This is a genomic window from Gluconacetobacter entanii, assembly GCF_003206495.1.
GTDB classification, from domain to species: domain Bacteria; phylum Pseudomonadota; class Alphaproteobacteria; order Acetobacterales; family Acetobacteraceae; genus Novacetimonas; species Novacetimonas entanii.
Genome location: NZ_NKUF01000065.1, coordinates 1 through 9,908 on the forward strand (window position 1 = coordinate 1; position 9,908 = coordinate 9,908).

A 9,908-nucleotide genomic window follows, 5' to 3' on the forward strand; every position below is an offset into this window, starting at 1 on the left:
CGCCATGGGAAAATGGACCCTCGAAATCATCAGGCGGTCCGATACGACGAAGGGCTTTCAGATCCTGCCGCGTCGCTGGGTGGTGGAACGGACATTCGCCTGGCTGGGACGGTGCAGGCGGCTCGCCAAAGATTGGGAAAAGTCCATTGCGTCCTCAACCGCATGGACATTGATCGCCTCGATCCGCATGCTCACACGACGGACAGCAAGGCATTGTCAAGCTTGGAAAACTTTCGGATCGGGCTCTAAGAATTGGCATCTCTTTCCAGACTTGAATTCGCATGGAAGCAAATTTGGAGAAAAAAGGGGGCGAAGACTACTCTTGGGGTTGATGGGGTATCTGCTACTACTTTCAAAAATGAACGTATGAATCGTCTGCGTGAAATTCAAAGTAATATTCGTGACGGATATAAATTTAGTCTGTTGCGGGGGGTAGCAATACCCAAAACTGATCCTACAAAATTGAGATTAATCTGTATTCCTACGTTATCTGATCGGATAGTGCAGCGTGCCCTCGTCAATAAAATCGAGGAGCAGGCGGAAAAATTGGAACTTATTAATCCTGTCAGTTATGGCTTTATAAGAAACACAAAAAATCAGAACCGTGGCGTTAGAGGGGCGCAAAAAGCTGCCTGTGCACTTCGTGAGAAAAAGCCGTGGGTTTTTAAAGCAGATATAGCTAAATTTTTTGACCGCATTAATCGTAAAGAATTAGCTGAAAAATTTTCGCGTCAATTTAAATTACGATCGTTGACACCCTTGGTTTTGGGTGCAATCCAGTGCGAAGTCGCTGAAAGTAGTGAAAAAATCCGAAAAGCCACTATTCAGAATGGCATTCAGAGAGGGAGAGGCCTTCGACAAGGGATGCCGTTATCTCCCATACTAAGCAATTTTGTTTTAAAAGATTTTGATAGAGTTGTTGGAGCGCAATACTCAATGGTGCGCTATGCGGATGACCTACTTATTTTTACTAACACCGAATCTCAATGTATAGAAGCACGGAAAAAAGTTGAAGAAGAATTAAAAATTATTGGTCATGAATTGAGTGAAGAAAAGAGTCATATATATTCTCCATCACAACCAGTAGATTTTCTTGGGATGGCATTGGCTAGGCAGGAAAATAGGGAGTGTTATTTTTATGTGTCTCCTGAGCAAATAAGGGAGATAAAGAAATATATTTCAGAATATCATGATATTTCACGGTTAATATCACAAAATAAAGATATTGGGTATGTATTGAAGAGAATAAATTTTATGAAAATGGATATTTATCTGCATATGATTATGCTTCAAACAGTAAGGATTTAAAAAATAAATTGGAGCAAGCCGTACAAAAATGTGCCAATGTTCTTTATGGAACAATTTTTGGATGCGATGCAGTTCAAAATCTTTCAAATCAATATCGTAAGTTTCTTATGATTCCTTAATGTTTAGTTAAATAATAAAGGAAGGAGGGGTGGAAATCATCCCAGTCTGGCTATCCCTGCAATCCCTCCCATAACCTCCCCTGTTTTACGATGGCGGCAATAACTGTGCGCAGTAGGGCATTATCATTGAGCATCTGTTTGCCCATCTTCTCATGTGCTTCCATCAACTCGATGGTCGCATTCATCCCTTCTTCCTGGAGATCAGGTGAATTGGCGAACTGATCCTTGGTATTGGCCTGAGCCTGTTCACGCAATTTTTTCGATTCTGCCAGTTTGGTTTCCAATCCCGTAACAAATGCCACCTTGTCTCCGTCCGTCAGATCACCCTCGAACAGATCATTGATGGCTTCGATAATACGAGAGAGTTGAACCTTCGCCTTGTCCTGCGGTTGCCCTGAACCCGCCTCCTTTATGGGTTCCAGCCCCTCTCCGGCTTCATTCTTCAGCCCCAGCTTCTGCTTGCCAAGATCCTTCATACGATGATGCGTCAGGCGCAGGGTGGTTGTATCGACCGTCTCGCGCTCACGATCGAATTTCAGCAGTGGCCAGAGCATTTTTGCAAAAAGATACAGCTTTTCATAATCCGGATTGCCGTAATTCAGCATCTGGCTGAAGAACTCGTACATCCGCATATAGGATGCCAGATCGCTCCGGAACTGGATCAGATCATCAATCCGTTCCTTTGCCTCCTGCCGGTCATGCGAACCTTCCGGCTCGTCCTGAAAGAGTTTCCAGGCTTCGCGATACCGGCCCAACACGCGGGAGCTGACCGGCACAATGGCCGCATCAAGCTGCTGCTGCGTTGCTTTCGGATTTGTCAGGATATGGGCTACGCGATCTACTTCCGGCTGATCGTATAACCCGGCATCATCCAGCTTGTGGCGCAGGTTTACCACGCAGTTCGGATCACTGAGGTCGGCCAGTTCGGCTTTGGTGTAATATTGCTGGAATGCCTTGAGGATATCTTCGGGGTCGTTCTCGAAATCCACAACGAAGGTCATGTCCTTGCCGGGATAGCAACGGTTCAGCCGCGAGAGCGTCTGAACCGCCTGAATGCCACCGAGCTTCCGGTCGACATACATGCCGCACAGCAAAGGCTGATCGAACCCGGTCTGGAACTTGTTGGCCACGATCAGAATCCGCCATGGGTCTTCGGCAAAAACCTCCCGCAGGTCGCGCCCCTTCAGGGCAGGATTGATGTTGCTTTCCGTAAATGGCTCCGGGCCACTTTCCGGGTCATCCACCTCACCGGAGAACGCGGCCAGAAGCCCGAACGGATAATGCTTTTCCTTAACGTAGCGATCCATCGCCAACTTCCAGCGTACTGCTTCCTTGCGGCTGGCTGTTACCACCATGGCCCGTGCCTTGCCACCAAGGAGTGGCTGCACATTCTGGCGGAAATGCTCCACCACGATCTGAACACGCGCGGCGATATTGGTCGGGTGCAGCCGCACCCACTTCATCAGTACCTTCTTGGCTTCCGAAGCCTCGACTTCCGTCTCATCCAGAACCTGACCGTTCTGGCTCAGACGAAAGGCCTGTTTCCATGATACATAATTCTGCAAGACATCAAGGATGAAGCCCTCCTCGATCGCTTGGCGCATGGAATAGATGTGGAATGCTTCGGGCTTGTTGTTCTCCCCCTTGGGCTGGTCGGGGTGCGGCAGACGCCCGAACAGTTCCAGCGTTTTGGCCTTTGGCGTGGCGGTGAAGGCAATAAAGGAAATGCCTGCATCCGTAGCAGGCCGCTGCGCCATTTCTGCTGCCAGAAGGTCTTCCGTGCTGACCTCTCCACCATCGGCAAGTTCTGCCAGTTCTCCAGCTGAAAGGGCCGCCTTCAGTTTGCTGGCTGATGCGCCAGTCTGGGAAGAATGGGCTTCATCCGCGATTACGGCGAAATGCTTGCCCTCGGTCGCCGCAAGCTGGCGGATTTCTTCCAGCGCGAAGGGAAAGGTCTGGATCGTGCAGATGATGATTTTCTTGCCCGCATGCAGGGCTGTCGCAAGTTCCTGACTTTTGCTGCCACTATTGCCGGAAATGGAGGCCACCACGCCGCGCGTGCGTTCAAAACTTTCGATTGTTTCCGAAAGCTGCCGGTCCAGCACCGTCCGGTCCGACACCACAACCACGGTATCGAACATCTTGTGATTATGCCGGTCATGCAGATCGGACAGGAAATGCGCCGTCCACGCAATAGAGTTCGTCTTGCCCGAACCGGCGGAATGCTGGATCAGGTAACGCTGGCCTGGACCTTCCGCCAGAATGGTGGCAACCAGAAGCCGTGTGGCAGCAAGCTGGTGATAGCGTGGAAAGATCCAGCCCGTGATCTTCCCCTTTTTCTTCACCGGGATGATATAGCGGCCTAGAATGTCCAGCCATGAGTCCGGCTGCCAGACTTCGCGCCACAGATAGGCCGTGGTGCCGGGATTGCCTGCCCCGGCATCATTCCCCTGATTGAACGGCAGGAAGCGGCTGTGGGCGCCGTCCAGATGCGTGCACATCATCACGTCGCTGTTGCTGACCGCAAAATGCACCACAGCCCCACCGGGGACCGAGAGTAACGGTTCTGCCGGTTTGCCGGGCGGCTTGGGCAGACGGTCGGTGCAGTACTGCTCCACCGCGTCCTGAACCGACTGGGTATAGTTTGACTTCAGTTCCGCCGTGGCCACGGGCACGCCGTTCAGAAAGAGCACCAGATCCAGTTCGTTGCCATTGCTGGCTGAATAGCGCACCTGGCGCACCACCCGCAGGCAGTTGGCTTTGTAACGATGCCGCAGATGCGGGTTCATGGTCAGCGCCGGACGAAACTGGCAGATTTTCAGCGTTTTTGTCAGCCCGATAATATCCAGCCCGTCACGCAGGACAACCAGCGCGCCGCGCGTGTTCAGGGCATCGCGCACACGCTGGCACAGCACGGTCCCTGCCGCTGCGCCGTGTGTCTTTTCCAGTGTCTTCCACGCATCCGGCTCACACTCGCGCACCCATGCTAGCAGATCTTCGGAGAACAGGGACAGGCCGACGTCGTAACGGCTGGCAGACCCTTCCTCATACAGCCAGCCGGAGCGGCCGAGATAGTCGCAGATTTCGGATTCCAGATGGTGTTCCTTATGCAGGTCGGTCATGAGTCGGCCCCTTCGTCGGGAATGGCCTCCAACTGTTGTGCCTGCCAGTCGCGGAATGTGATGTCCGGGTTATCTTCCAGTTTCCATGCAGCAGGTCCACTGACGGCGTGGCCAAATACGACGGCAGCTGCCGCACTTGGGCTTCTGAACGCATAATCCTTGGTGAATACTCGATGTTCGCCAGCCATCTGCAGAATGCCAGAGCGTACCAGTTCCTCATGCAGCGGCTTGTAGGTGCCTTCCCCGTGCCATTCAGTCCTGGCTTGGGACCCTGCCTCGACAATAAATTCACCATCCTGAAAGATGGCTTTTGCCGTCAGGTCAATGCGTGGTTTGTGCAGGAAAAAGCGGGCTGTCTCCGTTGTGGCAGGGTTCGTTCCAGCTTCCGGCGCTTCAAAAGCGGGAACCGGTCGTGATGACCCTGCCGGGCGGCTGCGCTGGATGAACATATCCACCCGGATGGCGGGCAGGACCACCATCAGGTTGGCAAGGAAGGCTTCCATCTTGGCAATATCAGCTTCCGTCAGTCCCGGCAGGGAGGGCGAGTTGCCGTTATGCAGCGGGGTATGTCCGATCTCCCGCGCCATCGTAACCAGCCGCGCTTCCAGATATTTCACATGTGCCTTGTTGAGCCGGTTTGCGCTAGCGGAGACCAGCACGGCCGTTTCCCACCAGTCCTTGTCAGTCGCCGCCGCATGTTGCTTCAAGCGCGTGCTGAGGTCCTCGGCTTCCCCAATATAGGCGAAGTCCTGCCCTTCCTTTTCACCCAGCAGCAGGTACACGCCTGCATAACTGGCTTCCTCCCGTCGCAGCGCCTCGGTCAGACGCGTGCGCGGTGTGACGAACACATGCCCCGTCCAGTTGAACAGTTCGGCCGTCACCATACCGTCCGGATGACCATCGATATAGAAAAGTTCCAGAGAGCGGCCTTTTGTGTCGATCATGCTGCGTTGGCCTTGCTCTGGTTGCGGACGTCAATTTTGCCGGTGACGGCGGCTGAGATGAGGGCTGATCGGCGTTCTTTGAGGAGGACAATAGCTTTGTTGGCAACCATAGAAAGAGCGTCAAACTGACCCGTTTTTTTCTTAATAAAATTTAGGATGGAATTTTGTTCTTCCCATTTAGGTAAAGGAATGGAAATATTTTTAAATTCGTCCCAATAAAGTCTTAATCGGAAGTCTGTTACACCGCGAGAATGCCGTTTCATCTCTACAATTGCATTTGGGGTTCTTAAAAGAAGTTCGATAAATACAGTTTTCTGCCAAAATATATTTTTTGGTCTAGCAACAACATATGCAGGACTGACCATACCCAAAACCTGAACTGCTCCAAAACCTCCCTGCCAAGCCCTCATCATGTTATAGGTCAGATCACCAGGACGAACGACGATATACTTGGATCTATCGTCACTACGTGTCACTTTACGGTCTAATTTTTCTTCTGATAGTTCATCGTCTGAAACTCCAGAATGAATTGATACACTCAGGATCGGAAGACTATCATTTCCGGGTTCATTTATTTCACTGAATATTTTCCCAATTTTAACAATATTCCATCCTTCCGGCACCATCCCGATCCACGGAATGCCCGAGTCCTTCATGGGGGCGTTGGGGTTCAGGCCTTTTGTGACGGCGTGGGAGATAACGGCCTGCCGCTTTTCCGCAAGGAGGGCAACCAGCCGTTCCTGTTCGGTAATCAGGGCGTCAATTTTTCCGCATTCGCGGTCCAAAAAGCTGGCTATTGCCTGTTGTTCAGAAAGTGGAGGAAGGGGAACTCTAACAGACCCAAGAAAACTTCGACTGACTCGATTTCGTGTTCCTCCCCGACATTCTCCTTCCATAAAAGAAAGATATGTAGGAGAAGACAAAACATATTTGAAATATTCAGCAGATGCATAGTTGGCAGGCTTTAAGATTGCCACATCTACAGACGTAATCATTTTGTCCGTTAATGTCGGGGCAAGACAGGCCCTCCCGACGGGATCGGCCAAACGACAAATTAAAAGATCATTTGGCTTTACTTCTGTGCAATTAAGATCTTGGAATGTTTCCTCAGAAATATATCTAAAACCCTGCTCTTTATAACGCCCAATTCCAATATTCCCTGTTTGAATAAGGCGAATACCTTCATTCGTTATAAACGGTGACTCAATCCAATCACCATCCATAAAGCTTTTTGGAGCAGATGCTGATAATGATCGAATCGGCGTGACATCCCATTTGAGCGGAATCTCCCTAATCCATTCAACCCCACTATCCTTATACGCCGGATATTTCGGAAAACTCATACCGAAAGCTCCCCAAGCATCGCCATGATTTGCGCGGTCACATCCTTCAGGTCCGCATCAATCTCCGCAAGCGGGCGCGGCGGATCGAATACATAGAAATACCGGTTGAACGGAATTTCATAACCGATCTTCGTCTTGGCCTCGTCAATCCATGCATCCGGGGCATGAGGCAGGACTTCGCGTTTAAAATAGGCGTGGATATCCTCATTCAGCGGCACGTTTTCTGTATCGCGCAGGCTGCTGTCGGGCATGGGCTTGCCCTTCGCCTTGCCGCGCTGACCAAGGACAATATTGTTATCCTCATCACGCTGCGGGCGCTCCACCGTGATGGTCTGGTAGCCAAAATCTTCATTGCGGAAGATACGGCTCAACGGGGCCAGTTTGACCTTGCCGTCTTCGGGGGCTTCGGGTGGTTCCGCACCCTTGGCCACGACTTCGCGCGTCTGCGTCCCATCGGCGGCGGTGATGGTGGCAATTTGTGCGTCCTGCGCATTGCGGAACAGGCGGGTGACAAGCGTAATGTCATCCTCCCCCATTTCCTTGCGCTTGGAGCCAAGGCTTTTGCGCATTTTCTGCCAGAAGGAAGATGCGTCGATCAACTGCACCTTACCCTTGCGGTTCTTCGGCTTGCGGTTGGTCAGCACCCAGACATAGGTGGCGATGCCGGTGTTGAAGAACATATCGGTCGGCAGCGCGATGATGGCTTCCACCAGATCTTCTTCCAGCACGAAACGCCGAATTTCAGATTCACCGGAGCCAGCAGCGCCGGTGAACAGGGGCGAGCCGTTCATGACAATGCCAAAGCGCGCGCCGCCATCCTTCGCGGGACGCATCTTGTGGACAAGATGCAGCAGGAACAGCATGGAACCGTCCGAGATACGGGGCAGGCCGGGACCGAAGCGGCCATCATAACGCAGCTTTTCATGCTCGGCCCGGACGGCTTTCTCAACCTTCTTCCATTCCACGCCAAAGGGCGGGTTGGAAAGCATGTAGTCGAATTTGTAATCCGCCAGTTCGTCATCAGAAAGTGTGTTGCCAAGGCGGATATTGCTGACATCCTGATTGCGGATCAGCATGTCAGCATTGCAGATGGCATAGGATTCCGGGTTCAGTTCCTGCCCGAACATGGTCAGGCGCGCATCCGGGTTATGGTCAAGCAGGAATTCTTCCGCAACCGAGAGCATGCCGCCGGTGCCTGCCGTGGGGTCATAGATGGTGCGTACAGCCGGGTTGCCGGGTGTCAGCAGGTCGTCATACTCGGCAAAGATCAGGTTCACCATCAGCTTGATGACTTCGCGCGGGGTGAAGTGCTCTCCCGCCGTCTCATTGGAGGCTTCGGAGAACTTGCGAATCAGTTCTTCGAACACCTGCCCCATCTGGTGGTTATCGACAGCCTTGTTGCTGAGGTCGAAACTTACGAATTTTTCCAGAACCAGATAAAGCAGATCGGCCTTTGCCAAGCGGTCTGTCTGCTCGGTAAAGCGGAAATGATCGAAGATGTCACGTGCAGTAGGCGAGAAAGCATTGATGTAAGCGGAAAGGTTCTGGGTTAGGTTGTCCGGGTCGCCCAGCACGTCTTTCAGAGTAAAATCAGACGTGTTCACGAATTTCAAACCGGCGGCTTTTTCCATGAACGGCATCGGATCGATGCCTTTGCTTTCCCACTTCGCCTTTTCCTTGAGCACTTTGTCCCGAGTGGGGATCAATACGGCGTCGAGGCGGCGGAGGACGGTGAAAGGCAGAATGACACGCCCATATTCTGCGGGTCTGAAATCCCCGCGTAGAAGATCAGCTACCTGCCAGATCATGGAGGACAGGGAGGTCGTGCGGGGGGGGATGCTCATGGAGAAATCTGGTCCGGTATCGAAAACATGTAATTTTTTAGTCTTGAAAGTGCTGCCTAAGCCAGACTGCGAACGCGTCTTCCTCCATTGCGCCAGACGCAAGGGCAACCATGGTTTCGACGGCTTCCGGGGCGCTGACCTGCACAAGCGTTCCATTTAGCCGAAGAAAAAGGATGCAGCAGCTCCAGGCTGTTCGCTTGTTGGCGTCATTGAAGGGATGATTACGGGCGATGTCATAAGCATATGAGGCCGCTAAAGTCGCGGTGTCCGGCGGATCTGATTCCGCATAGTGCCAGCGGTTTTCTGGACGGGCCAACGCACTGTGCTGCAGGTCTTCATTTTTGATTCCATGGGTTCCGCCGTATTCCTTCAGGGCCTGATCGTGCATGAACAGCACCACATCAGGCTCCAGAAATTCGGGCGTATCCGCCATTACCGCTTGGTCAGTTCCTGAAGAATATCAGCCTGCTCACGCAACGTCTCACGCGCCATCTGCATCTGGCGTTCCAGTTTGAGATTGCGCTTCACCAGCTTGATGCCGTCAGCCATTTCAACAAGTGTCAGTTCCTGCCCGACCTCCAGACCCAGCCGGATACGCGTTTCGGCAGGCAGGGTGACACCGACAGAGTTTCCCTGTTTGCGAATAATGACCGTTTCCACTGGCTTCACTCCGTATTACATAAAGTAATACGTATCAGGACCGGTTGGGACACGGCAAGCTAAAACAAATTGTCACTGGGTCCGCTATCACACTGATCCCCCCGCAACCTGACCATCCGCTTTCTGCCAAATCATCTGATCGTCAGGTTACGCTCTCTGGAAACATGGCATAAAATTATGCTGGCCCGGTACGGGAGGGGGTCAACGGGGGAGGTCACTCCCCCTTGTCAGGCAGGGAATGAGGACAGGGAGCGCAGCGAAATGTGCTCCATTCCCGATGCCTGGCTCTATCCCAATCCCATGCCTGTTTCCCGTTTTCGGAATCATGCACCAGAAGGTGGTATGATGGGCTGTCATCATGGGGAGTGATGACAATGACCGGCACCAGAAAAACATATAACGCCCATATCCGCCTGACGCGACAGAAGCATGAGCGGATTGCTGCCGCCAGCGGTGGGAACATGTCCCGCTTATGTGGACGGCCTTTACGATGCAAGAGGTCACATTGATTGCATTGTCGTATCTTTCTTCTGCGTATTTTCGCTCCAGCGAAATGCACTGATACTGT

The 9,908-nt window shown here is 52.2% G+C and carries 7 protein-coding genes and 1 pseudogene; 2 read left to right on the top strand and 6 right to left on the bottom strand.

The window, feature by feature from the left end; genetic code table 11:
- Both CFR72_RS15280 and CFR72_RS15285 read left to right on the top strand, forming a co-directional pair.
- Nucleotides 1–217, top strand: a pseudogene (locus tag CFR72_RS15280) (transposase); the annotation flags it as partial.
- A 35-nt stretch (nucleotides 218–252) separates the two neighbouring features.
- Nucleotides 253–1,308 (top strand): reverse transcriptase domain-containing protein, encoded by a 1,056-nt coding sequence (locus CFR72_RS15285; protein ID WP_244182333.1) that lies wholly within the window; start codon nucleotides 253–255, stop codon nucleotides 1,306–1,308.
- A gap of 169 nt (nucleotides 1,309–1,477) precedes the next feature.
- On the opposite strand, the gene CFR72_RS15290 is transcribed toward CFR72_RS15285, so the two are convergent.
- Genes CFR72_RS15290 through CFR72_RS15315 form a run of 6 tightly spaced genes read right to left on the bottom strand, consistent with a single transcriptional unit; the run spans nucleotide 1,478 to nucleotide 9,340 of the window.
- The gene (locus CFR72_RS15290) at nucleotides 1,478–4,549 is read right to left on the bottom strand and encodes a type I restriction endonuclease subunit R (protein ID WP_110914684.1); all 3,072 of its coding nucleotides are present in this window, start codon (nucleotides 4,547–4,549) and stop codon (nucleotides 1,478–1,480) included.
- Nucleotides 4,546–5,493 carry a GIY-YIG nuclease family protein gene (locus tag CFR72_RS15295; protein WP_110914685.1) on the bottom strand — a complete coding sequence of 316 codons (948 nt, stop codon included), beginning with the start codon at nucleotides 5,491–5,493 and terminating at the stop codon, nucleotides 4,546–4,548. The genes CFR72_RS15290 and CFR72_RS15295 overlap by 4 nt, the downstream gene beginning before the upstream one ends.
- The gene (locus CFR72_RS15300; protein ID WP_110914686.1) at nucleotides 5,490–6,836 is read right to left on the bottom strand and encodes a restriction endonuclease subunit S; all 1,347 of its coding nucleotides are present in this window, start codon (nucleotides 6,834–6,836) and stop codon (nucleotides 5,490–5,492) included. Before CFR72_RS15300 ends, CFR72_RS15295 begins: the two co-directional genes overlap by 4 nt.
- Entirely contained in the window at nucleotides 6,833–8,782 is a 1,950-nt protein-coding gene (locus CFR72_RS15305; RefSeq protein ID WP_244182334.1) for a type I restriction-modification system subunit M, read from the bottom strand. Before CFR72_RS15305 ends, CFR72_RS15300 begins: the two co-directional genes overlap by 4 nt.
- A complete protein-coding gene (locus CFR72_RS15310) occupies nucleotides 8,718–9,113 on the bottom strand; it encodes a type II toxin-antitoxin system death-on-curing family toxin (RefSeq protein WP_110914687.1) in 396 nt (131 codons plus the stop codon). Before CFR72_RS15310 ends, CFR72_RS15305 begins: the two co-directional genes overlap by 65 nt.
- Nucleotides 9,113–9,340, bottom strand: coding sequence for an AbrB/MazE/SpoVT family DNA-binding domain-containing protein (locus CFR72_RS15315; RefSeq protein WP_110914688.1), 228 nt, complete (start codon nucleotides 9,338–9,340; stop codon nucleotides 9,113–9,115). Before CFR72_RS15315 ends, CFR72_RS15310 begins: the two co-directional genes overlap by 1 nt.
- Between the last annotated feature and the right edge of the window lie 568 nt (nucleotides 9,341–9,908).